At 72.1% G+C, this 24,764-nt stretch carries 22 protein-coding genes and 1 pseudogene; 11 read left to right on the top strand and 12 right to left on the bottom strand.

The genetic code is table 11. The annotated features are described in order from the left end of the window. The first annotated feature begins 6 nt into the window (after positions 1-6). Positions 7-1,110 (top strand): alpha/beta hydrolase, encoded by a 1,104-nt coding sequence (locus tag AC3EO4_RS06130; protein ID WP_431894185.1) that lies wholly within the window; start codon positions 7-9, stop codon positions 1,108-1,110. Here the strand turns inward: AC3EO4_RS06130 and AC3EO4_RS06125 are convergent. The 4 genes from AC3EO4_RS06125 to AC3EO4_RS06110 all read right to left on the bottom strand — a co-directional run bounded on the left by AC3EO4_RS06125 (position 1,103) and on the right by AC3EO4_RS06110 (position 5,496). Next, the gene (locus AC3EO4_RS06125; RefSeq protein WP_431894183.1) at positions 1,103-2,290 is read right to left on the bottom strand and encodes a hypothetical protein; all 1,188 of its coding nucleotides are present in this window, start codon (positions 2,288-2,290) and stop codon (positions 1,103-1,105) included. The two genes, AC3EO4_RS06130 and AC3EO4_RS06125, sit on opposite strands and share 8 nt — an antisense overlap. Before the next feature lie 9 nt (positions 2,291-2,299). Then, positions 2,300-2,680, bottom strand: coding sequence for a RidA family protein (locus AC3EO4_RS06120; RefSeq protein ID WP_379571475.1), 381 nt, complete (start codon positions 2,678-2,680; stop codon positions 2,300-2,302). A gap of 8 nt (positions 2,681-2,688) precedes the next feature. Then, the gene (locus AC3EO4_RS06115; protein WP_431894181.1) at positions 2,689-3,774 is read right to left on the bottom strand and encodes an alanine racemase; all 1,086 of its coding nucleotides are present in this window, start codon (positions 3,772-3,774) and stop codon (positions 2,689-2,691) included. 183 nt (positions 3,775-3,957) lie between these two features. After that, positions 3,958-5,496 (bottom strand): N-acyl-D-amino-acid deacylase family protein, encoded by a 1,539-nt coding sequence (locus AC3EO4_RS06110; RefSeq protein WP_431894180.1) that lies wholly within the window; start codon positions 5,494-5,496, stop codon positions 3,958-3,960. Positions 5,497-5,597: 101 nt separating this feature from the next. On the opposite strand from AC3EO4_RS06110, the gene AC3EO4_RS06105 reads away from it, so the two are divergent. Continuing rightward, positions 5,598-6,830, top strand: coding sequence for a family 8 glycosyl hydrolase (locus AC3EO4_RS06105; RefSeq protein WP_431894179.1), 1,233 nt, complete (start codon positions 5,598-5,600; stop codon positions 6,828-6,830). 16 nt (positions 6,831-6,846) lie between these two features. Here AC3EO4_RS06105 and AC3EO4_RS06100 read toward each other — a convergent pair whose 3' ends face one another. Both AC3EO4_RS06100 and AC3EO4_RS06095 read right to left on the bottom strand, forming a co-directional pair. Further along, positions 6,847-10,032, bottom strand: a complete 3,186-nt coding sequence (locus AC3EO4_RS06100; RefSeq protein ID WP_431894178.1) for a DUF4153 domain-containing protein — start codon at positions 10,030-10,032, stop codon at positions 6,847-6,849. Continuing rightward, on the bottom strand, positions 10,029-10,712 hold the full coding sequence (locus AC3EO4_RS06095; RefSeq protein ID WP_431894177.1) for a response regulator: 684 nt from the start codon (positions 10,710-10,712) through the stop codon (positions 10,029-10,031). Before AC3EO4_RS06095 ends, AC3EO4_RS06100 begins: the two co-directional genes overlap by 4 nt. Before the next feature lie 74 nt (positions 10,713-10,786). Between AC3EO4_RS06095 and AC3EO4_RS06090 the strand changes: the two genes are divergently transcribed. After that, the gene (locus AC3EO4_RS06090) at positions 10,787-11,665 is read left to right on the top strand and encodes an arylamine N-acetyltransferase family protein (protein WP_379571463.1); all 879 of its coding nucleotides are present in this window, start codon (positions 10,787-10,789) and stop codon (positions 11,663-11,665) included. On the opposite strand, the gene AC3EO4_RS06085 is transcribed toward AC3EO4_RS06090, so the two are convergent. After that, positions 11,584-12,486, bottom strand: coding sequence for an NAD-dependent epimerase/dehydratase family protein (locus tag AC3EO4_RS06085; RefSeq protein WP_431894176.1), 903 nt, complete (start codon positions 12,484-12,486; stop codon positions 11,584-11,586). The two genes, AC3EO4_RS06090 and AC3EO4_RS06085, sit on opposite strands and share 82 nt — an antisense overlap. Before the next feature lie 70 nt (positions 12,487-12,556). On the opposite strand from AC3EO4_RS06085, the gene AC3EO4_RS06080 reads away from it, so the two are divergent. Beyond that, positions 12,557-13,483, top strand: a complete 927-nt coding sequence (locus AC3EO4_RS06080; RefSeq protein WP_431894175.1) for a GlxA family transcriptional regulator — start codon at positions 12,557-12,559, stop codon at positions 13,481-13,483. Between the two features lie 67 nt (positions 13,484-13,550). After that, positions 13,551-13,970, top strand: a pseudogene (locus AC3EO4_RS06075) (protein kinase family protein); the annotation flags it as partial. A 188-nt stretch (positions 13,971-14,158) separates the two neighbouring features. Here AC3EO4_RS06075 and AC3EO4_RS06070 read toward each other — a convergent pair. Next, positions 14,159-14,527 (bottom strand): hypothetical protein, encoded by a 369-nt coding sequence (locus AC3EO4_RS06070; RefSeq protein ID WP_379571533.1) that lies wholly within the window; start codon positions 14,525-14,527, stop codon positions 14,159-14,161. 1,639 nt (positions 14,528-16,166) lie between these two features. Here AC3EO4_RS06070 and AC3EO4_RS06065 point away from each other — a divergent pair. Beyond that, positions 16,167-17,342, top strand: coding sequence for a hypothetical protein (locus AC3EO4_RS06065; protein ID WP_431894204.1), 1,176 nt, complete (start codon positions 16,167-16,169; stop codon positions 17,340-17,342). 230 nt (positions 17,343-17,572) lie between these two features. After that, positions 17,573-17,764 (top strand): hypothetical protein, encoded by a 192-nt coding sequence (locus tag AC3EO4_RS06060; protein ID WP_379571457.1) that lies wholly within the window; start codon positions 17,573-17,575, stop codon positions 17,762-17,764. Between the two features lie 75 nt (positions 17,765-17,839). On the opposite strand, the gene AC3EO4_RS06055 is transcribed toward AC3EO4_RS06060, so the two are convergent. Then, entirely contained in the window at positions 17,840-18,142 is a 303-nt protein-coding gene (locus tag AC3EO4_RS06055; RefSeq protein WP_379571455.1) for a DUF3817 domain-containing protein, read from the bottom strand. 5 nt (positions 18,143-18,147) lie between these two features. Then, positions 18,148-18,915 carry an SURF1 family protein gene (locus AC3EO4_RS06050; protein WP_431894173.1) on the bottom strand — a complete coding sequence of 256 codons (768 nt, stop codon included), beginning with the start codon at positions 18,913-18,915 and terminating at the stop codon, positions 18,148-18,150. 106 nt (positions 18,916-19,021) lie between these two features. Here AC3EO4_RS06050 and AC3EO4_RS06045 point away from each other — a divergent pair, with 106 nt between their 5' ends. The 4 genes from AC3EO4_RS06045 (at position 19,022) to AC3EO4_RS06030 (ending at position 22,458) form a co-directional block, all read left to right on the top strand. Then, entirely contained in the window at positions 19,022-19,195 is a 174-nt protein-coding gene (locus AC3EO4_RS06045; protein WP_431894172.1) for a hypothetical protein, read from the top strand. A 143-nt stretch (positions 19,196-19,338) separates the two neighbouring features. After that, a complete protein-coding gene (locus AC3EO4_RS06040; protein WP_431894170.1) occupies positions 19,339-20,154 on the top strand; it encodes a M24 family metallopeptidase in 816 nt (271 codons plus the stop codon). Next, the gene (locus AC3EO4_RS06035) at positions 20,151-21,020 is read left to right on the top strand and encodes a metal-dependent hydrolase (RefSeq protein ID WP_431894168.1); all 870 of its coding nucleotides are present in this window, start codon (positions 20,151-20,153) and stop codon (positions 21,018-21,020) included. Before AC3EO4_RS06040 ends, AC3EO4_RS06035 begins: the two co-directional genes overlap by 4 nt. Next, positions 20,977-22,458: a flavin-containing monooxygenase gene (locus AC3EO4_RS06030; protein WP_431894166.1), complete on the top strand. Its 1,482-nt coding sequence runs from the start codon at positions 20,977-20,979 to the stop codon at positions 22,456-22,458. Before AC3EO4_RS06035 ends, AC3EO4_RS06030 begins: the two co-directional genes overlap by 44 nt. A gap of 38 nt (positions 22,459-22,496) precedes the next feature. Here AC3EO4_RS06030 and AC3EO4_RS06025 read toward each other — a convergent pair whose 3' ends face one another. Further along, the gene (locus tag AC3EO4_RS06025; protein ID WP_431894164.1) at positions 22,497-22,853 is read right to left on the bottom strand and encodes a peptidase inhibitor family I36 protein; all 357 of its coding nucleotides are present in this window, start codon (positions 22,851-22,853) and stop codon (positions 22,497-22,499) included. A 74-nt stretch (positions 22,854-22,927) separates the two neighbouring features. Next, positions 22,928-24,676, bottom strand: a complete 1,749-nt coding sequence (gene ggt / locus AC3EO4_RS06020) for a gamma-glutamyltransferase (protein WP_431894163.1) — start codon at positions 24,674-24,676, stop codon at positions 22,928-22,930. Positions 24,677-24,764 lie beyond the last annotated feature (88 nt).

Below are 24,764 nucleotides of genomic sequence, written 5' to 3'. Positions count from 1 at the left end.
GCCGCAGTGGTCCGACGCCTGCTCGCCACGTCCCTGATCACGGTGCTGACCGTCACCGCGTGCACCGCCACGCCGTCGACAGTCCCGCGCGCCACCGTTCCGGCCACCGCCCAGAGCGCCACGAACCCCGCCGAACCGGGCACCGCCCAAGCCGCCCCCAGCCCCGCCGAACCGAGCGCCGCCCGAACCGCCCCCGACCCCACCGGACCGAGCATGGCCCGGACCGCCACGAGCACCACCGAACCGAGTGCCCCTACAGCCCCGACAGCCCCGGCGACCGCGCTGCGGGCTGCGGGCGGGCTCGTGATCGTCAGCGAGAAGAGGGAAGGCCGCCTGGTCACCCTGGAGGTCGACTCCGCGGCCGTCGGCGGGCGGGCTGAGATCCAGATCCTGCTCCCCACCGGATGGCGTCCGGGAACCGCCTGGCCCGTCCTCTACCTGCTCGACGGCTGCTGCAGGTACGCGGGCACCGCGTGGGTGACCGACGGCCGCGCCGACGAGGTGACCAGGGACGCGAGGGCGATCGTGGTCATGCCGGAGGCGGGCTACGCGGGCTTCTACAGCGACTGGCTCGACGGCCCGCAGTGGGAGACCTTCCACCTCACCGAGGTCCGCGAGCTCGTCGAGCGGAGGTACGGCGGCGACGACAGGAGGGCGATCGCGGGGCTGTCGATGGGCGGGTTCGGCGCCCTGTCGTACGCCGCCAGGCATCCCGGCATGTTCAGGGCGGCCGCCTCCTTCTCCGGCCTGGTCGACGTCGGCAGGCAGGACCTCGACCACCTCACCGCGCGCTCCGGCGACGACCCCGACAAGCTGTGGGGCGACGACCTGGCCGCGCACAACCCGACCGCGCTCGCGGAGAAGCTGAAGGACATCCCCGTCTACGTCTCCTGCGGCAACGGCGAGCCGGGCCCGCTCGACGGCAGGAACACGCCGAAGGACGGCGGCGAGGAGTTCATCGAGAAGGAGAACCGCGCGTTCGTCAAGGCGGCCAGGAAGGCGGGCGTCGAGGTCACCGCGAACCTGTACGGCCCCGGCACGCATCGCTGGCCGTACTGGACGAGAGAGCTGGAGAGGGCGCTGCCGATGCTGCTCGGCGGTCTCAGCTGAGGGCGGCGGGGATCCGGTCCAGGGTCGGGTACGGCACCAGCCCGTAGGCGTAGAAGTCGACGGCGGCGGCGCCCGCGGCCTTGGCGCCGCGTACCTTGGCGAGGAGCCTGTCGGCGGTGTCGCTGTCGGGGTGTCCGGGCCGGACGACGGCCCGCACCTCGCGGTCCTTGCCGACCGAGCGCAGGTAGGCGGCCACGTCGTCGGCGACCCTCGCCGCGTCGCGGGCGTAGGCCAGGACGCTGAAGGACGGCACGAGGTCGCCGAGCGCGACCAGGTCGACGCCGAGCTGCCACGCGTCGTGCGCGGCCAGGCCGGGCGAAGGCAGGCCGTGCTTGTAGCCCTTGACGGCGCCCGTGGCGTCGACGAACGTGAGCTGCGACCCCTCGGCGGAGACCGCGGCCGACACCTCGGACACCAGGGAGGTGACGGTCTCGGAGCGGGCGCGGGCGTAGTTGACGACGTCGGGCCCGGCGTAGGCGGTCAGCGCCGCCCTGGTGACCTCGCCCTGCGCGGGCGGTTCACCGTCCAGGACCGCGCCGACGATGCGCGAGCACTCGTCGCGGGCGACCTCGGCGTTGACGCCCAGGTCGCTCGCCCTGCGCATGCAGAAGTCGCAGAAGCACAGGGCCATGAGGTAGGCGTCCATGGGTCCCAGCGGGACGAACGAGCGCTCGGCCTTGAGCGGGCGGTAGTGCAGCGACTCGGCGACCACGCTGTCGACGCCCAGCCTCGCCACGGCCCTGGCCAGCGCGACGGCGTAGAGCCTCACGTCGGGGTGGGCGGGGCACAGGTCGGTCGGGTAGCCGCGGTCGCCGAAGCAGTTGCGCACGGTCACGTCGGGGTGTTCGACCCCGATCGCCTCGTTGCGCAGGAACACCGTCCAGCCGTGGAACTTCAGGCCGCGCGAGGAGCAGGCCTCGCGCAGCCCTTCGAGGACGTCGAGGTGGCCGGGGGCGGGCCGCAGGCGCAGCTCGCCGAACAGGTCCTCGGGCAGCGGGAAGTGCGCTCCGTCCTGGCGGAGGGTGAGCCTGGACAGCCCGTGCGGGGTGACGTCGCGGGTGCGGTGGTGCACGACGCCGACGGTCACGCCGCCCACGCCGTAACCGCGGATCCTGTCGAGCGTCTTCTCCATGCCCTCGCTGCGCAGATCCTCGGCGAAGACGTACACGGAACTGTCCACAGGCGAACCCTACGCGCTCTTGTGCGCGACGAAGTCGATCTCCACCAGGATGTTCATCAGCTCCGAGCCGACCGTGGTCCTGACGGGGTACGGCTGGGTGAAGTAGGACTTGTAGACCTCGTTGTAGGCCGGGAAGTCACGGTGCAGGTGCTGCAGGTGGACGGTCGCCTTCACCACGTCGTCGAAGCCGAGGCCGTGGGCGGCGAGGACCGCGCCGAGGTTCTTCATGGTCTGGTGCGTCTGGGTCTCGATGTCGTCGCCGACGATCTCGCCGGTCCGCGGGTCGAGCGGGCCCATGCCCGAGGTGTAGACGAAGTCGCCGACCACGAGGCCCTGCGAGTAGGCGCCGACGGGAGGAGCGCCGTCGGCGGTCCTGAGTTCCTTCTTCACCGGATCTCCTAGAAGTGGGTGTTGATCGTGCCGACGACGATGTAGTCGTCGTCGACGAGGGGGAGCACGCGCCACTTGTCGAAGGCGGTGCAGGGGTGCGAGATGCCGAACGCGACCAGTTCGCCCACTTCGAGCGTGCCCTGGACGACGGTGTGCTGGTCCTGCATCTTCACCACGGTGAGTCCTGGTCTGCGCGGGACGGGCAGGCCTTCGTCGTAGGGGGCGTCGCGCTTGCCCATACCGATGATCGCCAGGTCGGGCTCGGGAGTGGACAGCACGTGCGCCCAGATCTCGAAGGCGGGCTCGAGCGAGCCTTCGACGCGGTTGAAGGGGGTGCGCTCGCGGTAGTAGCCGTCGTCGTGGGTGACGTAGGCGCCGGCTCTGAGGATGATCCTGGTCTGGGCGGTGACGAGCTCGCGGCCGATCACGTCGAACCACTGGCTGCCGCCGACGCTGAGGATCGGCGCCCTGAGGTAGTCGACGGCGTTCTGCAGGATCGCCAGATATTTCCTGACGTCCTCGGCGGTCTTCAGCGCCCCCTCGTACCCGGCCACGCCCGCGAGTTCCACGCCCTCGGTCGCCTGCGCGTAGGCCGCGAGGTCCAGCAGGTCCTCGAGCTTCCTGCACCCGGCCCTGCCGCCGTGGTGGCCCAGCTCGACCAGCACGGGGAAGGGCCGCGTCCCCGCGTGCCTGGCCAGGATGTCCACGCCCGCGCGGGAGTCGGCGAAGCTGACGAACTCGAAGGAGGGGTCGCGGTCCAGCTCGGCGGCGGCCCAGGCCAGCCCCGCCGGATCGACGACCTGGTTGGCGACCATGATCCGCGACGCGCCGAATCCGCGCACGGTCATCGCCTGGCTGGGGGTCGCGACCGTCAGCCCCCACGCGCCCGCGTCGAGCTGCATCCGGGCGATCTCCGGTGACATGTGGGTCTTCGCGTGGGGCGCGAGCAGCATGCCGTGGTCGCGGGTGAAGGCGGCCATGGTGGCGATGTCGTGCTCGAGCGCGCTGCGCTTGACGACCATCAGCGGGAAGGTGAACGCGCCACCGAACACGGGCTGTCCCAGGAAGTCCGCCCCCGACCGAATCCCCTTCATCGCACAGACCCTACCTTTCCGCCGCGGACCGCGATTCTCACGGGCCTGTCCGGCCCCATCCTGTACGGCAAGCCGCCCCACGCGCCTGCGTGGTCACCGGCGCGCGCCCGCCGAAGGGACGCTCCTCGTGCGCACGTGGCCGGGCGCCGCGACGGCGACAGGGGCGGCGTGCCGTACGGAGGGTCACGCGGTGGGGCGCAGCGCGCGTCCAGGGGTGAAGCCGGTCAGGGCGCCGTGCGACAGCACCCGCACCCCCGACACCAGCACCTCCGAGATCCCGGTCGCCGGTGTGCGCGGCGCGGCGTACGTCGCCAGGTCCGCCACCGTCGCGGGATCGACCACCACCACGTCGGCCACCAGCCCCGGCCGCAGCAGCCCCCTGTCGAGCAGCCCGAACCTGCGCGCCGGGTGCGAGGCCAGGTGCACCGCGGCCTGTTCCCACGTCCAGTCTCCCAGCTCCCTGACGTGCACGCCGAGGAAGCGGGCGAACGCGCCCCAGCCCCGCGGGTGCGGGTGCCCGCCGACGTAGATCCCGTCGGAGCCGCCGGTGTGCGCGGGGTGCCGCAGGATCCGCCGCACCGACTCCTCCCCTTCGGGCCCCTCGTCGGGCCGCGCCACCACGCATCCCGCCTCCAGACGCGTGTCGACCAGCAGCCTGCGGCAGAACTCCGCCGGGGTGACCCCCTTGCGTCCCGCCGCCTCCACGATGGTCAGGCCCTCGGCCCACTCCTCGCCTGGCGCGTGGGACACCGTCAGCCGCGGCCACAGGTCGTCGAGGGTCGGCCACCAGTCCTCGAGCGAGGACGACTCGATCACGTCGAGCGCCCTGTCGACCTCGGCCGCCGGCACCTGGGGCGGCAGCACGATCATCGCGAGGATCGTGCTGCCGCGCAGGTAGGGGTAGGTGTCGAAGGTGAGGTCGATCCCGCCGGAGAGCGCGTCCTCGACCAGCGGCAGCAGTACGTCCGCGGGGCCGTGCAGGTGGGAGACGTGCATCGGCGCGCCCGAGGTCCTGGCGATCTCGACCACCTCCGCCATCCCGACGCCCGCGCCGGTGCCGTAGGCGCGCATGTGGGTGACGTACGGCAGCGCGCCGAGCGGCCGGCAGAGCGCGGCGAGCTCGGCGGAGGAGGCGTTGCGCCCCGGCAGGTACTCCAGGCCGCTCGACAGCCCGACCGCGCCCTCGGCGAGGCCGCGCTCGACGTGGCCGAGCATCAGGGCGAGCTGCTCGGGCGTGGCCTGCTCGGGGGAGGCGCCCATGACGTCGTAGCGGATGGTGCCATGCGGCAGCAGATAGGCGGTGTTGAGCGCGGTCGCCCTGTCGTATCCGGCCAGCAGGTCGGCCACGCCGGCCGCGTCGTCGAGAAAGGGGTGCACCCCGTTGACCGCGGCGAAGTAGCGGGTGGCGTAGCCGACGGTCGCGGCCGAGCCTGGCGCGTAGGACAGGCCGTCCTGCCCGAGGACGAAGGTCGTCACGCCCTGGCGCAGCGCCGCCAGCTGCACCTGGCCGTCGAAGACGAGCGCGTCGCCGTGGGCGTGGCAGTCGATGAAACCCGGCATGACCAGGTGTCCCGTGGCGTCGATCAGCTGCCCCGCGTCGACCTCCTCGAGCCGGCCGATCGCGGTGATCCGCTCTCCGGTGATCCCGATGTCCGCCCTGAACGCCGGAGCCCCGGTGCCGTCGAGCACCCGCCCGCCACTGATGACCACGTCGAACGTCACACGCAGATTCAACCATTACTCTGATTTGCTGCATTTCTTGCGCCGCATTTCATGGGAGAAACGCAGGTTGCGGGACTCTGTCTTTTTACTCGAGGAGTTTCATGCGCGCCGTGGCCGGACTCGCCGCCGCCGTCGTTCTCGTGGGAGGCGCGGGCTGCGGATCCTCGGCGGGGGGACCGCCGGCCGCCCCGACGGCTGCCGCACCGGCTGCCGCGCCATCTGCCGAGCCGCCTGCCGCGAGGAGCACGGCCGCGGCGCGGGGCGTCCCCTTCGGCAGCCACCGCGTCGCCTACGCCAAGGGAACGCTGCGCCCCACAGGCGACCGTCGCACGCTCGACGAGCGGGTGCGCGCCTTCTACGAGGAGTGGAAGGCCGCGTTCGTCACCGCGAAGTGCGGCTCCCTGCAGGTGATCTCGCCCGACGCCGACCACCCTTACGTCGGGGAGGCGCAGGGCTACGGGCTGGTGATCGCCGCCACCATGGGCGACAGGCCGCTGTTCGACGGCCTGCTGCGCTACGTCGAGGCCCATCCCTCGGTGAACGACCCCGATCTGCTGGCCGCCGAGCAGGACAGGACGTGCACGAGCGTCAACGGCTCCGACTCGGCCACGGACGGCGATCTCGACGTCGCCTACGGCCTGCTCATGGCCGATCGGCAGTGGGGCGGCGACTACCGCGCGAAGGCCGTGAAGCGCATCGCCGCCATCAAGGCGTCCGAGGTGAACCCCGACACCCGCCTGATGAAGCTCGGTGACTGGGCCACCTCGGACGACCCGCTGTCGAAGGTGTCACGCACCTCCGACTGGATGCTCGACCACTTCCGCGCCTTCGAGAAGGTCGACCCGGAGTGGCGGGCGATCCGCGAGGCCCACCAGAAGGCGATCGCCGCCTTCCCCGGCCTGCTGCCCGACTTCGTCAAGGACGGCAGGGCCGTCAAGGGCGAGGTGCTGGAGAGCGAGCACGACGGCGACTACAGCTGGAACGCCCTGCGCGACCCGTGGCGTATCGGCGCCGACGCGGTCACCAGCGGCGACCCCGCCTCGACCGAGGCGGCCCGCAGGCTGTCGCGGTGGGTGTCCGGCAGGACCGGCGGCGACCCGGAGAAGATCGCCGCCGGTTACCGGCTCGACGGAACCCCCATCGAGGAGGGGCCCGAGCCCGCCTTCGTCGCCCCGTTCGCCGTCGCCGCCCTCACCGACCCGTCCGCGCAGCCCTGGCTGGACGCGCTGTGGCGGTCGATGACCGCGGCGAAGCCGGGCAGGGAGGACTACTTCGCCGCGACCGTCCGGCTCCAGTCCATGATCACCGTCACCGGCAACCACTGGGTCCCCTGACCGGCCAGGGGCCGTGTCAGCCCCTGCCCGAGGCGGTGGCGCAGGTCGTGTTCGGCACCACGGGGTGCTTGGCCAGCAGGGCGCGGGCCTCGGCCCTGGCGAGGTTCCAGCCGTTCCACGCGTCGGTCTCGGCCAGGCCGTTGACGCGGACCACGTCGGCGAGGACGCAGCTGCGCAACGGCTCGGGGAGCCGGTCCAGCTCGGGGACGGCCTCCGCGCCGAGGTCGCCGACGTAGTCCTGGTCGATGCGCGCCACTCCCCTGATGTCGACCTGGGTCCTGGCGACCTGGAGGTCGGGGTTCCAGACGGCGAACGTCAGCAGGCCCAGCCCGGTGATCAGGACGATGGTCCTCGGCAGCCACGCCGAGCTGCGGCCGGCCAGCCGTACGCCGCCGGCCACGAGGACGGCGGCGAACACCGCGCCGAGCCACCAGATCGTGGCCGCGACCGAGGCGCGCAGGCGCGACAGGCCGTAGGCGTCGGTGTAGAGGTCGAGGCGATGCATCGCGGAGACCAGGATGACCATCGTGAACGCGCACAGCACGCCGAGCAGGATCGCCAGCGCCCAGCGGTCGCCGCGCTCGGCCCGCACGACGCTGCTGACCACGGCGACGATGGCGAGCACGAAGACGCTCACGACCATGAGCTGGAAGAAGCCCTGCCTGGCGTAGGCGGCGTACGTCAGGCCCGTCGTGCGCAGCAGCCAGGCGTTGCTGCCGAACAGGGCGGTGACCTGGACGGCGACGAACGCGGCGAACAGCAGGTTGAGCCCGGTGAGCGGCACCACCCACAGGCTGCGGTTCAGCCTGGTCCTGAACGAGGGGCTGACCGGGTCGGAGACGGGACGCATGGCCACCAGGACGGCCGCGGCCATCAGCACGGCGAAGGCCACGAAGACGAACAGGCGCAGCGGGAGCGTGCCGGCCCACTCCGGGGCGGTGAGCAGCCGGTCGAGGAAGGAGGCGAAGACCTTGTCCGCCGAGGCGAACAGCAGGCCGAACACGACCAGGAGGACCGCGGTGATGCCGAGCCCCGCCACGAGTGGCATGACGCGCCGCCGCGCGGTCAGCGTCTTCAGCGGGCCCGCGAGGAACCAGGGGACGGGGAAGACGGCGAGGGCCACCGAGATGCCGCCCCTGATCAGCGCCAGCCAGCCGCGGCCCGCGCCGGAGACGGCCAGCGCGCCGAGGCCGAAGGCCGCCGCCAGCAGCGGCATCACCAGCCAGTCCGCGTCCCTGACCGCGACCATCGCGACGAGCGCGTAGGCGATGAGGCCGAAGGCGAGGGTCCACGGGGTGGCCCTGCGCAGGACGGCGGGCAGCGCGGCCGCGCCGAGCACGAGCGCGACCAGCGCGATGCCCAGGCCCGCCCTGGCGTACGGCAGAGCGACGGCGGCGAACACGCCCACGCCCAGCGCGGCCGGCAGCAGCCAGCGCGGCGTGTCGGGAAGCTCGGGCCTGGGGAACAGGGGTGGCGGCACGTACGGCGGCGCGGGCGGCCTCGGCCCCTGCGGCGGCCCCCCTGCCCAGACGCCTCCGGCCGCGCGGCCCTCGGCCACAGGCCGTCCAGCCGGATGGCCTCCGGCCGAGGGTGCTCCTGCCGAGGGGGCGTTTGCCGAGAGGGCCCCTGCTGAGGCGGCCCCTGCTGAGAGAGCTCCTTCCGAGGGGCCTACCGACGAAGGGCCTACCGCCGAGCCGCCCGGCGCGGGACCTTCGGCCGCGGGACTCGTGGCCGCGGCCCCCGCGAGGACGGGTCCCTGCATGGGCGCAGGATGCGCGGGGGGTGGCGGCAGGTGGGTCATCGCCGGGTACGGCGGAGCGAGCGCCTGCCCCCTGGCCGACCCGATCGCCGAGCCGACGGCCGCCCCCGTGGCGCTGACCACCAGCATCACGAGGATGCTCACCGCTGTCCCGAAGAACAACCCGATGAAGAACGCCAGGAACAGCCCGATGAGGAAACCGGCGGCCAGGCCGACCACGGTCCACAGCATGGTGCGCCCCACCGAGCCCGCCGGTCTGGGCTGCGGCTGCTGGTGCACAGGGACCTGCCAGGTCGGGGCCGGCTCCCATCGCGGCTCCCTTAAGGGCTCCGTCGCCTCGGCGGGACCCTCCTCCATCGGGTCGCCCCCCTTGTCCTGTGGATCTTTCTGAGGGTCCGCCTCGGACCTCTCGGGGGTGTGGGCGATCCCCAGTCGCGCCAGGTCGGGTTCCATGGTGATCCTCTCTGGAAGGTCGACGACCATGCGGCACCCCTCGCCGCCGTCGATGTGGATGGATCCTCCGTGCAGTTCGACGATCTCTTTCACGATCGCCAGGCCGAGCCCCGAGCCCCCCGCGTCGGCGGCCCTCGCCGCGTCGAGTCTGGAGAAGCGCTCGAACACCCTGGTCCGCGCTCCCTCGGGGATGCCTGGGCCCCTGTCGGCCACCAGGAGCCGCACCCCCGTGCCCTGCCTGCGCGCCGACAGGGTCACCAGGCCGGAGCGGGGGCTGTGCCGTACCGCGTTGTCGAGGAGGTTGGCCAGCACCTGCGCCAGCAGGTCGGGATCGGCCCGCACCACCAGGCCGGGCGCGCAGACGGGCCTGATCGTGACGTCGTCCCTCGCCATGGCCGCCTCGCGGGCCGCCTGTTCGAGCAGGGGCTCCAGCGCGACGGGCTCCGCCTCCAGGAGCCGCACGCCCGAGTCGAGCCGTGACAGGTCCAGGAGCTGGGCGACCAGACGGCCCAGGCGCTCGGTCTGGGCGAGGGCGGTGCCCATGGTGACGGGGTCGGCGACGGAGACGCCGTCGACCACGTTCTCCAGGACCGCGCGCAGGCCCGTGATGGGCGTGCGCAGTTCGTGGGAGACGTTGGCGACCAGCTCGCGCCGCTGCCTGTCCACCTCGCCGAGGTCGGCGGCCATCGCGTTGAAGGCCCTGGCCAGTTCGCCCACCTCGTCGCGGGAGGTGGCACGGACGCGCAGCGTGTAGTGACCCTTGGCGACGGTCTGGGCCGCGGAGGCGAGCTGGCGCAGCGGCTTGGTCATGCCGTGCGCGAGCACCTGCACCATGATCAGCGCGAGGATGCTGGCGACGGCGATCCTCGCCTCGCGGGACGCGCCGGCGTTCAGCCCGACCTCGTTGACCACGAACGCCGTGCCCACCGCGAGGACGATGACGATGCCCAGCTTGACCTTGATGCGACCGAGGAAGTCGAGGGGCCTCATCGGCGCACCAGGGCGTAGCCGACGCCGTGCACGGTGCGCACGACGTCGGAGCCGAGCTTGCGGCGCAGCGCGCGGACGTGGCTGTCGACGGTCCTGGTGGCGGCCGCCTCGGAGAACCCCCACACGTCCGAGAGCAGCCTGTCGCGCTCGAAGACCTGGCCGGGACGCTCGGCCAGGCGGCGCAGCAGGTCGAACTCGGTGCGGGTGAGCTGCGCCTCCGTGCCGCGCACGAACACCCTGCGGGCCGCCGTGTCGATCTCGACCTCGCCCACCCTGATCACGGTGTCCTCGATCGCCAGCTGGGCGGCCCGCTCGACCCTGCGCAGCAGCGCGTGGATCCTGGCCACCAGCTCGCGCATGCTGAACGGCTTGGCGAGGTAGTCGTCCGCGCCCACGCCGAGCCCGACGAGCACGTCGGTCTCCTCGCCGAGCGCGGTCAGCATGAGGACGGGCACCGGCCGCGCCGCCTGCATCCTGCGGCACACCTCCAGGCCGTCCAGTCCCGGCAGGAGCCGGTCCAGGATCACCAGGTCGGGTTCCGCTCTGCCGTACGCGTTGAGGGCCGCTTCGCCGTCGCCCGCGACGCGCACGTCGAAGCCTTCGGCGGCCAGCCGGTTGCGTACGGCAAGCGCGATCGTCTCGTCATCCTCCACCACGAGGATGCGTCGCTGGTCTGCCACGGACAGCAGCGTAGAAGGGACGTGTGCAGACGACACTCCCCAAGATGTGCACATCCCGTGCAGACTTGTCCGTCGTGGACATCACCGCATATCTGCGCAGGCTCGGCCTGGAGAGCGCGCCGCCTTCCGTGGACCACCTTCGCGCGTTGCACGCCGCGCACGTCGAGCGCGTGCCGTACGAGGCGCTGGAGATCTGGCTCGACCGGCCGACCACGCTCGACCCCGCCGAGTCGGCGGCGCGGATCCTGCGCGGTCGCGGCGGCTACTGCTACCACCTGAACGGCGCCATGTCCGCACTGCTGGCCGCGCTCGGCTACGAGGTGACCAGGCACGTCGGCGGCGTGCAGAACCACGGCGCCGAGCCCGGCGTCACCGGCAACCACCTGGTGCTGACCGTGCGGCTGCCCTCGTCCGACGGTCCTGACGAGTGGCTGGTGGACGCGGGGCTCGGCGACGCGCTGCACGAGCCGCTGCCGCTGGCCGAGGGCCGCTACCGGCAGGGCCCCTTCGAGTACGGCCTGCGCCGCTCGGAGGTCGCGCCCGGCGGATGGCGCTTCGACCACGATCCGCGGGGTTCGTTCGCCGGCATGGACTTCGGAATGGAGCCGGCGGAGATGTCAGCGTTCGAGACGATGCACGAGCACCTGTCGACCTCGCCGACGTCCGGCTTCGTCAGGGTGGCGACGCTCAACCGCAGGGACGCCTCAGGCGCCGACATCCTGCGCGGCCTCGTGCTGACCAGGATCGGCGACGACGCGGGCTCGACCACGATGGAGAGCTCCGCCGACTACTTCCGCGCCATGGAGGACGTCTTCGGCATCACCCTGCCCGCCGCCGACAGGTCGCTGCTGTGGGGCAAGCTGATCAAGGCTCACGAGGCGTGGACGACCTCGGCGAGCACGTCGTCGACGGACGACGGCTTGACCCCCAGCACCTCCTCGGTCTCGGAGTAGTCCACGACGAAGGGGTGTCCCGGCTTGACCAGGACCTCGTTCAGCTCGCTCCAGAAGGGGGCGGTGAGCGAGAGCAGCGCGATGTCCCTGTCGTTCATGACGTCGAGCCTCGGCTCGGCGACGCCCGCCATCGCGGCCAGCCTGCCGGCCAGCTCGCGGACCGACAGCGTGACCACCGGCACGTGCCAGGCCCGCCCCCACACCCTCTCGTCCCTGGTCGCGGCGACCAGGGTGCGGGCGGTGTCACCGATGGCCGAGTAGCTGTGCGGGACGTCGAGCGGCTGCGGCACGAGCGCCGTCGCCCCCGCCAGCACCTGCGGCTGGACCATCAGGCTGAACACCGACACCGCGCCCTCGCCGTAGAACTGGGCGGCCCGCACCTCGGTCACCTGGGCGCCCGAGGCCGCGGCCGACTCCCACATGTCCGCCCGCACCCTGCCCTTGGGGCCCTTCGCCCTCAGCGGCAGGTCGGGCCTGATCGGACCCTCCACGAGGCCGTAGCCGTACAGGTTGCCCAGCATCACGTACGGCGTGCCCGTCCGCTTGGCCGCCTCCAGCAGCGAGGCCGCGAGCGCGGGGAACTCCGCCGTCCACAGGTGGTAGGCGGGGGCCGCGCAGTTGATCAGGTGGTCGGCGCCGTCGAGCAGGTCGACGAGCGCGGCGGTGTCGGAGGCGTCGGCCGCGACCCGCTCGATCAGCGGGTGCTCGGGTCCCGCTCCCTTGCGGCTGACCATGCGCACCCGCTCGCCGTCCTCTACGAGGAGCCTCGCCGTACGGTTCGCCGTCGCACCCGCACCAGTGATGACATGAAATTTCTGCATGGCTCCACCCTCGCGATCCGGCGTGTCATGCGATAGTGGCCTGAATGCCAACCATCCGGAGGATCTGGCCATGCACCGCATCGCGGTCGTCATCACGCCGCCCGTGATGAGCTTCGACGTGTCGATCCCGCACATGGTCTTCAGCGGCACGACCGGCTACGAGATCCAGGTCTGCACCGCCGTACCGGGGACGATGGCGACCATCGGCGGCCCGCAGATCCACGTCCCCGACGGGCTCGATGCCGTGAAGGGCGCCGACACCGTGATCGCCGTCGGCAGCGGCGGCGAGGACGCCCACCCCGACACGCTCGACGCCCTCCGCGCGGCGCACGCCGACGGGGCGCGCGTCGCCTCGCTGTGCACCGGCGCGTTCGTGCTCGCGCAGGCGGGTCTGCTCGAAGGGCGTGCGGCCACCACGCACTGGGGGCTGGCCGGCGACCTGGCCGCCCGCTTCCCGTCCGTCGACGTCCGCCCCGACGTCCTCTACATCGAGGACAGGGGCGTCTTCACCTCGGCCGGCGCGGCCGCCGCCATCGACCTGTGCCTCCACCTGGTCAGGCTCGACTTCGGCGCCGCCGCCGCCAACGCCGCCGCCCGCCTCGCCGTCGTCTCCCCCGTACGGCCCGGCGGCCAGGCCCAGTTCATCGAGACCCCGCTGCCGCCCGAGCAGGGCACCTCACTCGCCGACACCCGCGCATGGGCCCTGTCCCTGCTCGACCGGCCCCTCACGCTCAAGGACCTCGCCGTCCACGCCGGCACCAGCATCCGTACGCTCACCCGGCGTTTCCACGCCGAGACCGGGCTCAGCCCGCTGCAGTGGCTGCTCCATCAACGCGTCGACCGCGCGCGCGAGCTCCTCGAAACGACCAGCCTTCCCATGGACCAGGTCGCCGCCCGCAGCGGCCTGGGCAGCGCGGACTCCCTCCGCAAACACCTCACGGCCAGGGCAGGACTCACGCCGACCGCCTACCGCGCCGCCTTTACCCGTCAACTGTGATGGTGGCATTTCCCGACAAACCGCTATCGTGCTGTGTCGCTGCACGCGTTTGGACGGAGATATCACCATGAACGGCCAACGCCGGCTGGCCGGACGCTATCGGCTGCTGAACCCCCTGGGCGCCGGGTCCCTCTGGCTCGCCGCCGACGACCTGATGCGCCGCGACGTCGGGATCAGAGAGGTACGGCTCCCGCCCGACCCCTCGGCCCGCAGGGAGTTGTGCGGCGCGGTAGGGCGCGAGGTCGGGCTGGTCACCGGGCTCGGGCACGCCTCCATCGAGGCGGTCCACGAGGTGATCGTCGAGGACGGCACGCCATGGCTGGTCGTCGACCTTCCCCAGGGACGCACGCTGGAGCAGACGGTCCTCGAACGGCACCCGCTCCCACCCGTCCAGGTCGCCAGGATCGGCGTGCACCTGGTAGCGGCGCTGCGCGCCGTCCACGGGGTCGGGGTCGTACACGGCGACATCCAGCCGTCCACGGTCGTCCTCACGCCGACCGGTCGGGCGGTGCTGACGGGCTTCGGCGTCGCCACCCCGTTCCGGCCCCCAGGGGTCGGGCCGGCTGCGGACCTGTGGTCGCTGGCCGCGACGCTCCACTTCGGGCTCGAGGGCCGCCCTCCCCAGCCGGGGCAGCCGATCGGCGGGGCGCTGGGCCCTCTGCTGACCGACATGCTTCATCCCGACCCTGCCGCCCGGCCGTCCGCCGAGACGGTCGCCGCCGTCTTCGCCGACCTCGCCGGCGCCACCCCACCCCCCTCCGCGACCTCACCCTCAGCGTCCTCGCTGTCGACGCCGTCCGCGTCCTCGCCCTCCGCGTCGTCGCCCTCCACGCCCTCGCCGTGGACGGCGTCCACGCCCTCGCCCTCCGCGTCGTCGCATCCCTCCGCCACGCCGGGGTCGGCGCCCTGGGAACCGTCGTCCGCTCCCGGTACCTCGCCGGACCCTGCCGTTCCTTCCTCCGCGTCGTCGCCCGCGCCGTGGGAACCCGCGCCCGCCTCTCCCTCCTCCGACCAGCCCGCTCCCCCCGACCCGTCCCCCTCCACGGACTCTTCCGCTCCGCCGCACGCCCCGGCCCCCTTCACACCTTCAGCACCGGCATCCGGCCCTGCGCCCTTCGCACCCGACCCCGAGCCTTCAGCACCGGGATCCGGACCCGGGCCTTCCGCGCCCGACCCTTCAGCACCGGCATCCGGCCCTGCCCCCTTCGCACCCGACCCTTCAGCACCAGGATCCGGACCCGGGCCTTCCGCGCCCGAGGCGGGCTTGTCCTCCCCTGCGCCGTCCGGCTCGGGCTTGTCCGCGCCTCCTGAACCGGCCACCGGCGCTCCCGGATCAGGGCCGCACCCGTTGCCAGCGCCCGTGCCGTACCCGTTCACCCCGGCGCACCCGGTGGCGACCCCCGCGTCGAGCCCGTGGTCACCCACGGCCGCCGACGACGATGACGCCGAGAAGACCAGGGTCGTGGCCATCCGCCCGGCGCCTCCGGCGGGAACACCTCACCAGGACCCGCTCGAGGTCACCCGCCCCGCGATGCGCCACGAGGCCCTCCACCTCGACGCCCTGGAAGCGACCAGACCCGCGCCGAAGTCCGAGACCACCGATCCAGACCTGGCTCCCTTCCAGCAGAATGCCGGGCAAGCCCCGCAGAGCGTCGCGCCGGCTCGCTTCGAGACCGTCGCGCCGCCTCCCCCTGGACTCGTGACACCAGGGGCCCCGGTGGACTCGCCTGTCACCGGGGACGCCGCCACCGATCCACACGCCGCATCGTGGGCCCCGTCCGGCCCTCACGCCGCACCGGAAGCCGCTCCCTCCGGCCCACCCGCGACGCCCTACACCGCCCCCACCGACCCGACAGCCACGCCGCCAGCCCAGGCCTTCCACACCCCTGGACCCGAGCAAGCACTCGGCGGTTTCGGCACCCCAGGGCCCGAGGGAACACCCGGCGATCCGGCCTTCTTCGCCCCAGGACCCGAGCAAACACCCAGCGGTCCGGGATTCGGCATCCCAAGACCCGAGCAAGCACCCGGCGATCCGGGCTTCTACACCCCAGGACCCGAGCAAGCACCCGGCGATCCGGGATTCGGTGGTCCGGGACCCGAGGGTGCACCCCACGGTCCGGGTTCCGGCCCTATGGGACCGGAAGGGTCGCACCAGGGGCAGGGGTTCGACCCGCTGGGCTACGAACAGGCGCCCTACGACCCGGGACTCGACCCGCTGGGGCCCGACGGGGTGCTGGGTGGCCCGGTGGAGCACCCTGCGGATCCCGTGGGTGCCCCTCCGGCCTCCTGGGTGCCGGGCGCCGGTGATGCGGCCCAAGCTCCCGTGGGACCTGGTGGCGTGGCTCCAGGTTTCGCCGGCCCGCCCATGGCTCCTGGCGTTGCACCCCATGGACCCGCCGGACCGCCCGTCGGTCCTGGCGGTGCGGCTCATGCACCCGTCGGTCCTGGAGGTGCGGCCCAGGGTCCCGTGGGTGCGCAACCGGGTCCTGGGGGTATGCCGGTCGGTCCCGGCCAGCCATACCCTCCGACGGGGAACGGCCCCGCGCCGGCAGGGAAGCCCTCGTTGCTCCGCCGGGTCCTGCGACGGGGCCCCAAGGACGGCAAGGCGGCCGCCTCCCAGCCTGCCGGTCCGCCCGCCGGGTGGGGTCCCATGCCCGCGGCTCCTCCCGTGGTGGGAGGGCCGGTGCCCGTCGACGCTCCGGCGGGCCCGTGGGGTCCTCCGCACGGACCCGTCGATCCCTCGGCCATCGTGTCCCAGCCACCACAGCCGGGTCCCGGGCCCGAGCATCCCGCTCCTCACCCTGGCGACCTTCCTGGCTCGTGGGGTCCGCAGCCCGCCGCCGCCGGTCCGTGGGCGCCGCCCGGCAACGCCCCCGACGCGTGGGGGCAGCCCGACGGCAACGCTCCCGGTCCGTGGGCGCCGCCCGGCAACGCCCCCGATGCATGGGGGCAGCCCGACGGCAACGCTCCCGGTCCGTGGGGACAGCCCGGCAACGCCTCCGGTCCTTGGGGGCCGCCCGGCGAGAACGCTCCCGCGGCATGGGGGCCGCCCGGCGAGAACGGCCCTGGAACGTGGGGGCCGTCCGACGGGAACGGGCCGGGGTCGTGGGGTCCGCCGCAGAACGTCCCGCAGGAGCAGCAGTGGGGACCGCCCGGCGGGAACGGGCCCACGCCCTGGGGGCCGCCCAACGGGGGCCAGCCCGGCGAGCCGCCTCCCGCCGCGCCCCTGAGCTGGGGTGTCACCGACGACGCCGCACCGCCCGTGCTCGCCTCGATGCCCGGCGAGCCGGAACCCGTGCCGATCGTCGAGACGACGGCCCCGTTCAGGCGGCCGACGTTCACCGGCCCGCTGGTGCTCACCGACCAGCCGCAGGGCAGGTCGAGCCGGCCCGAGGGCGGCCCTGAGCAACCCCCGCGCCCCCTGGAGCACATCCTCCACGCCGCGGGCCCGCTGGCCCCTGAGGAGGCGGCGGCGGTCGGCCTGGGAGTGCTCGACCTGCTGGCCCCGCTCCATGAAGCGGGGCGGTTCCACGGCGACCTGCGCCCGGAGACCATCCTGGTGGGCGGTGGTGGGCAGGTGACGCTGGCCGATCCTTCGCCGGCGTCCGGGACGTCCGCCTACACCGCCCCCGAGGGGAACGTGGGCCCTGCCGCCGATCTCTGGTCGCTCGGCGCGACGCTGTTCACGGCCGTCGAGGGGCGCGCGCCCGCGCCCGGGGCACCGCTCACGCGGGCGGGGGTCCTGGCTCCCGTGCTGTTCCGTCTGCTGTCGGGCTCGCCGCGCCAGCGCCTCACCGCCGATGAGCTGCGTCTCGATCTGAAGACGATCGCCGCGGCGTCCAGTTCGTCCCAGCCGTGAGGGCAACGGTCGGGAGGGCAACGGTCGGGAGAGCGACGGTCGGGAGAGCGACGGTCGGGAGAGCGACGGTCGGGAGAGCGACGGTCGAGAGGGCCGCCACGGCGCGGGCGCCGTACGGAAAAATGAGATATATCGCGGATGGAACCGCGCGAAGGCTCCCGATCGTTGAACCGACGACGCAGAATGTGGAGAGGCGGGGCACGTGCTCCGCGTTCGGAGGGATGTTGAGGATGTCGCCCGTCCAGAAGTACGCCATCGGCGCCGGTATCGCTGTCCTGTTCTCGTGGCTCTTCCTGCCCGGCTGGCTCACCCTGCTCGTCGTGCTCGGCGTGGTCGCCGCGCCCGTGGTCGGCTACATGATGCTCGACCCCTCGCAGCGTGAGCGGCTCAAGAGGGCCCGCAGGCGCGGGATCGGCGGCTAGCGCGGGAGGAGAGGCGGGCGCCCGGGAAGGGGAGCCCGCCGCGCGAGAAGGAGAGCCGGCCGTACGAGGAGGCCATCAGGCCGCGATGGCCTCCCGCACCCTGGTGGTCACCCGGCGCTCGACGTAGAAGGACAGCAGCGGCACCGTGCCCGCGAGCATGATGCCCAGCATGTAGCCCCAGTTCCAGCGCGCCTTCATGCCGAGGTTCATGACCGCGACGAGGTAGAGCATGTAGAGGAACCCGTGGATGGGCGAGACGATCTTGGAGGGTTCCGGGACGTCGAAGCCGTACCTCAGCACGATGGCCGTGCAGAGCACGAGCAGCATGGTGCCGACGATGTACGCGAGGACCCGGAAGGGCTTGAGTGCGGACTCCACGATCATCAACTTTCTAGGACGGCTTCGGGTTCGGGGGACTTGCTGGAGCGTACGGCGTCGCGGACGAAGTGGAACCACATGAACACGGCGAACCCCGCGAAGATCCACCAGTTGGCCGCGTAGGCCAGGTTGCGCCAGGTCAGCGTGCCGCCGGTGACCGGGGCCGACACCTTGACGGGTGTGAGGCCGGGGGTCTGGGCGACCACGAACCCGTTGCGCACCTTCTGCCCCCGCCACAGGTTGATCAGCTCGGCCGTCGAGACCGTCTGCACCTGCCCCTCGGGGACGCCCTCGGCCCGCCGCTGGACGCTGTCGGTGCCCTCGGGCGACCGCAGCCGCCCGCTCACCGTCACCTCTCCCGGCGGGACGGCGATGCCGGGGTCGTCGGCCTTGGCGACCCAGCCCCGCACGACCGGCATCAGCGTGCCGTCGCCCAGCGCGAGCGGCGTCAGCACCCAGTAGCCCTGGTCTCTGGACACGTTGCCGCCCGGCGCGGCCACGTCGGGCCTGCGGTCGGCGACGAGCAACTGGCGCGCCGCGTCGTAGGAGCCTGAGGCGGTGACGCGTCGCCCCACCGACGTGCCCTCGATCTGGGTGCCGACCGCGCTGAGCGATTCGACGGCGACGGGCGCGGGGTCGGTGGCGCTGGCCGGCTTGCCCGAGTCCTCGAAGACGCCGAGCTGCCAGCGGCCGAGCAGGATGAAGGAGACGAGAACCCCGATCGCGAGCACGTGCAGCCCGAGCATGCGGGGTGCGAGCAGGGTTCTGAGCATGCGTCCACGCTATCCGGCCATGTCAGCGGTCCGATAATCGACTGCCCTCCACCGAGTCATGCTAAAAGGTGCAAATCCACCAGCCGACCCCGCTAGAGTGCATCGCATGTCTGACCAGCACATCGACCCCGCGGGGAACACCCAGCAGTTCCGCGCGTTCGCCGAGCGGTCCGAGAAGGAGTCGGCGGCCGCCCCCAAGCGCTCCGCCGCCCTGCCGATCATCGCGGTCGTGCTCGCCGTCGCCATCGTCGGCGTGATCGCCTACATGCTCCTGGTCTAGCCGCCAGGGGCCTTCACCCGCCGTTCGACGAGGTCGCGGCGGGTTTTTGTCGTTTCGGGACACCGTGACGCCGGGTCCCGCATCCCCTCCGTACGGTCACCTCCTCTGGACCTGGCCCCGCATGTCCAACTACATTGGACTTTGTGTCCAATAGAGTCGACCTGGACAGGTTCCGCGAGCTGCAACGGCTCGCCTACCAGGGCGCCGAGCACGTCGCCTCCCGGCTCGAACCCGGCGTGAGCGAGCGGATGGCCGCCGCCGTGCTGCGCCGGTGGCTGGAGCGCCACGGCGTCGACGACTGGTTCCACGTGCCGTTCGCCTGGTTCGGCGAGCGCACCGCGTTCAGGAACTTCAGGATCCCGACCCAGTTCCTTCCGACCGGCCGCCGCCTCGAACCCGGCATGCCGTACGTGCTGGACGCCGCGCCGGTCATGGACGGCTACGTCGCCGACATCGGCTTCTCCGGCTGTCTGGGCGGCAACGCCGCCTGGACCCGTCTCGATCGCGACCTGTCGGCCCATCGCGCGCACATCCTGGACCTGGTACGGCGACGCCGCACGTTCCAGGACATCTACCGGGCGGTCGACGAGCGGATCAAGGAGCAGGGCCGCAACAACCGCCACCAGGTCTACCCGGGGCGGGTGATCGGCCACCGGGTCGACCGGATCCGCGTGGGCGGACCCCGGCTGGTCGTCTTCGACTCCTTCGGTCTCAGGACTCTCAGAACCATCGGCCGCGAACTGGTCAAGGAGCGCCTGGAGGGCCGCTCGCCGCTCTGGGCGGGCGGCAGGGCCTCGGCGCATCCGCCCACGCCGGGGCTGTGGGCGGTCGAACCCCATCTCGGCACCGAGGACGGCACCGTGGGGGCCAAGTTCGAGGAGCTCCTGGTGGTCACCGACGACGACGCGTTCTGGCTCGACGACGACCTCCCCCACGTCCACCGATGGAGGGCGGCATGATCCAGCCGCGCAGAGTGCGCTTCTCCTGGGAGGACACCCCGCTGCACTGGGTGCCGGGCGACCCGTTCACCACACACCTGATCAACGTGCTGCACATGCTGCTGCCGGCGGGCGAGCGGTGGTTCGTGCACGTCTTCAAGCAGGCACTGCCGTACGTCAGGGACGAGACGTTGAGGGCCGAGGTCAAGGGCTTCATGGGGCAGGAGGGCACGCACGCGGTGGCTCACCAGCGCGTCCTGGAGCGCATGAAGGAGCAGGGCCTCGACCCCACGCCCTACGTCGAGAACATCGAGTGGCTCTTCGAGCGCGTGCTCGGCGACCACACCATGCCGCCGATGGCCGCGAGATTCTGGCTGAAGGAGCGACTGGCGATCATCGCGGCGATCGAGCACTACACGGCGGTGCTCGGCGACTGGATCCTGCACGCGAAGCCGCTGGACGAGGCGGGCTCCGACCCCGTGATGATGGACCTGCTGCGCTGGCACGGCGCCGAGGAGGTCGAGCACCGCAGTGTGGCCTTCGACCTGTTCACGCACCTCGACGGCTCCTACGCCCGCAGGGCGCGCACGATGCTCGCGACCGGGCCCGTCCTCGTCTACCTGGTCAAGCGCGGCGCGGGGTTCCTGCTGGCCAACGATCCCGTGGTGGCGGGGCGCGTCGAGGCCAGGTGGACCCACTTCTTCCACCGCGCGCGCCAGGGCAGGGTGCCGACGATGCGCAGCCTGGCGCTGGCCGTGCCCCGGTACCTGCGCCCCGGCTTCCATCCCAGCCAGGAAGGAGACCTGAAGGCCGCCCTCGACTACATCGCCCTGTCACCCGCGCATGCCGAGTTCGAGTCCTACAGGAGGTCCCGTGGAAGCCAGTGACAAGCCGGGCATCGTCATCATCGGTTCCGGTTTCGCCGGGATCGGCATGGCGATCAAGTTGAAGGAGGCCGGGTTCCACGACTTCGTCATCCTGGAGAAGGCGGACGACCTGGGCGGGACCTGGCGTGACAACATCTACCCCGGGTGCGCGTGCGACGTCCCCTCGCACATGTACTCCTACTCCTTCGAGCTCAACCCCGGCTGGTCGCGGATGTTCTCCCCGCAGGAGGAGATCTGGGAGTACATGCGGGCGTGCGTGTGGAAGTACGGCATCGACCCTCACCTCCGGTACGGCAAGCAGGTGGTGAGCCTCGAGTACGCCGGCAGGGAATGGGAGATCACCACGTCGGACGGCCAGACACTGCGGGCGAACGCGGTGATCTCCGCCGTCGGCGCCCTCCATGTACCGAAATTTCCAGAAATCTCGGGGGCTTTCGCTGGGCCCGCCTTCCACTCGGCCGAATGGGATCACGGCGTCGATCTCAAGGGCAAGCGCGTGGCGGTCATCGGCACCGGCGCCTCCGCCATCCAGTTCGTCCCCCAGATCGCCACCGAGGCCGCCCAGCTGACCGTCTTCCAGCGCACGCCCCCGTGGATCCACCCCAAACCCGACTTCGCCGTCCCCGACCGGATGAAGCGGCTGCTCAAGCTCCCCGGAGCCGCCCGCGCCCTGCGCAACGGCATCTACTGGACACTGGAGACCAGAGCGCTCGGCTTCGCCGTCGATCCCAGGCTGATGGCCTTCCACGAGAACCTGGCCCTGCGGCACCTCGAACGTCAGGTGCCCGACCCCGAGCTGCGCCGCAGGCTCACCCCCGACTACACGATCGGCTGCAAGCGCATCCTCATCTCCAGCGACTACTATCCCGCGCTGAGCAGGCCGAACGTCTCCCTGGTCACTGACGGCATCGCCGAACTGCGCGGCCACGCGGTGGTCGACGTCACGGGCAAGGAGCACGAGGCCGACGTCGTCGTGTACGGCACCGGCTTCAAGGTCACGGACGCGCTGCAGGAGCAGCGGATCGTCGGCAGGGACGGCGTGAAGATCCAGGACGCCTGGCAGGACGGCATCGAGGCCTACTACGGCATCGCCACCGCGGGCTTCCCCAACCTGTTCTTCCTGCTCGGGCCCAACACCGGACTCGGCCACAACTCGGTGGTCTTCATGATCGAGTCGCAGGTCCGGTACGTCATGGACTGTCTTCGGCTGCTGTCCAGGACGCAGGCGAGGGCCATCGACGTCAGGCCCGAGCGGCAGCGGGCCTTCAACGAGCGGCTGCAGGAGCGCCTCAACCGCCTGGTGTGGAGCGAGGGCGGGTGCCGGTCCTGGTACCTCGACGAGCACGGCGTCAACCGGACGATCTGGCCGGGCTTCACCTTCGAGTACTGGGCACGCACCAGGAGGATGAAGCCCGACGCCTTCGAGCTGATCTACTAGCCGGCGCTGTCACCGGCCGTGTTCACCGCGGCCGGACGCTAGCAGTATCGAGCGGGGGCGATGCGGTCCATCTGGTGACCGAAACGCCGGAAGTAGCTGGGGCTGTAGTCGCCGCCGCCCGCCCGCCGCCGCTCGTTCCAGCTCCACTCGGACTCGCCCGTGTCGACGAAGCAGACCTCGGTGTCGGCCACGAACGAGCCCACCCTGTCGGCGTGCGCTGGGCCGATGTGCACGTTGCCGTCGGCGGCCCGCCAGGTGAAGAGCTCGCCCGTGTAGCCGGCTCCCGTCCACAGGCACACGTCCGCCCGGCACGGGGGCGGAGCGGGGGCCTCGGCCGGCGCTCCGGGCAGGGCCAGGGCGCCGGCGATCAGGGCGGAAGCGAACACCGTGTGCATGCGGGGGTTCCTCTCGTGGCGAGACGCGGACCCCCGCACAATAGATCTCTACGTGATCGGGCGACTACGGCAAGCTATGGGGTTCTCACCACCATGGCACTGCCGCCGCCCCGCCGTACGGGCTCGGCCACGGCCTGGATCCTCCCCCTTCCGGTGAACTCCAGGGCGGTGGCCGCGCCGATCTCCGGGTTCAGCGTGAAGGTGTGGCCCCTGGCCTCCAGCTCGGCCTTGTAGCGGTCGAGGAAGCCCTGCTCGGCCTGGGTCTGCGCGGTGTTGCGCTGGGTGGCCCTCGGCGCGGCGAGCGCGTCGGGCAGGCTCATGCCGAACTCGTAGCGGTTGACGAGGATCTGCAGCACGGTCGTGATGATCGTCGACCCGCCGGGCGAGCCGACCGCCAGCACCGGCTTGCCGTGGGCCAGCACGATCGTCGGAGCCATGGACGAGCGGGGGCGCTTGCCGGGCGCGGGCAGGTTCGGGTCTCCGGGGGCGGGGCCGAAGGTGAAGTCGGTCAGCTCGTTGTTGAGCAGCACTCCGCGGCCCGGCACCACGATGCCGTTGCCGCCGGTGGACTCGATCGTGAGGTTGTAGGCGACCACGTTGCCCCAGCGGTCGGCGACCACCAGGTGGGTCGTCTCGGGCCCTTCGTCCGCGGGCGGGGTGGCCGCCTCGTCCAGCGGCTCACCGCAGCCCGTGTAGGTGCCGTCGGGCGTGCCGGGTGCGGCGGGGTGCGCCATCGCGCGATCGCCGACCAGGCAGGCGCGCTCCTTGGCGAAGCCGTCGCTGAGCAGCTCGGCCAGGGGCACGTTCGGGATGTCGCCCACGTACTTGCCGCGGTCGGCGAAGGACAGGCGCGACGCCTCCAGGTACTCGTGGAGGCCGATGGTGGGCAGCGCCTCCAGGATGTTGAGCGCCTCGCCGACGGTGGATCCGCCCGAGGAGGGGATCGACATGCCGTACACCTGCATGCCGTTGTAGTCGACGCGCGTCGGCTCCCGCGTCAGCGCCCGGTAGGCGGTCAGGTCGGAGACCTCCATCAGGCCCGGCCGCACGTTGCGGGTCGCGCCTGGGGTGATCGGCGGGTTCTTGACCGTCCTGACGATCTCCTGGCCGAGCCGCCCGCCGTACAGCCATTCGGGGCCGCGCCTGCCCAGCTCGCGGTAGGTGTCGGCGAGCTCGGGGTTCCTGAACACGGACCCGACGGGCGGTGGCGCGCCGTTCGGCAGGTAGAGCTTGGCGGTGGAGGAGATGTCCTTGAACCTGGCGGCGTTCGCGGCGGTCTGGTCGTAGAAGGTCTGGTCGACCACGAAGCCCTTGGACGCCACCTCGATCGCGGGCTTCAGCGCGTCACGCAGGCTGGTCGTGCCGAACCTGCGCAGGGCCAGATCCCACTGCGCGACCGCGCCGGGCACGCCCGCCGACAGGCCGCTGGTCACGGCCTCCTCGAACGGGATGCCCTGCAGCGAGGTCGACGCCATCGCGGCTGGCGCGGCCTCCCGACCGTCTATCGAATGGACCCTGCCCCGCCTGGCGTCGTAGTAGACCATGAACCCGCCGCCGGCCAGGCCCGCGGAGTACGGCTCGGTGACACCGAGTACGGCCCCCGCCGCCACCGCGGCGTCCATCGCGTTGCCGCCCTTCTTCAGCACCTCCAGCGCGGCCCTGCTGGCGTCGAGGTCGACTGTCGCCACGGCCCCGCCGTACCCCTCGGCGACGGGCTGCTTCTGCTGAGGAGGCGGCGGCTTGTGATCCGCCGGCCCCGCGAAGGCGGGCGCGGCGACGAGGAGCGGTGTGACGGCGACGAGAGCGAGGATGTGTCGGCGCATGATCCCAACAATGGACCAGGTACGCCGGTGGTGGTAGGGCCCCCTGCGACATCGGGAGGATGTCGTGTCCTTCCGGGGTCGTCTAGCG

This window comes from Nonomuraea sp. bgisy101 (genome assembly GCF_057708945.1).
The sequence above is the reverse complement of the archived record's forward strand: the minus strand, read 5'-3'. Positions and strand labels throughout refer to the sequence as shown.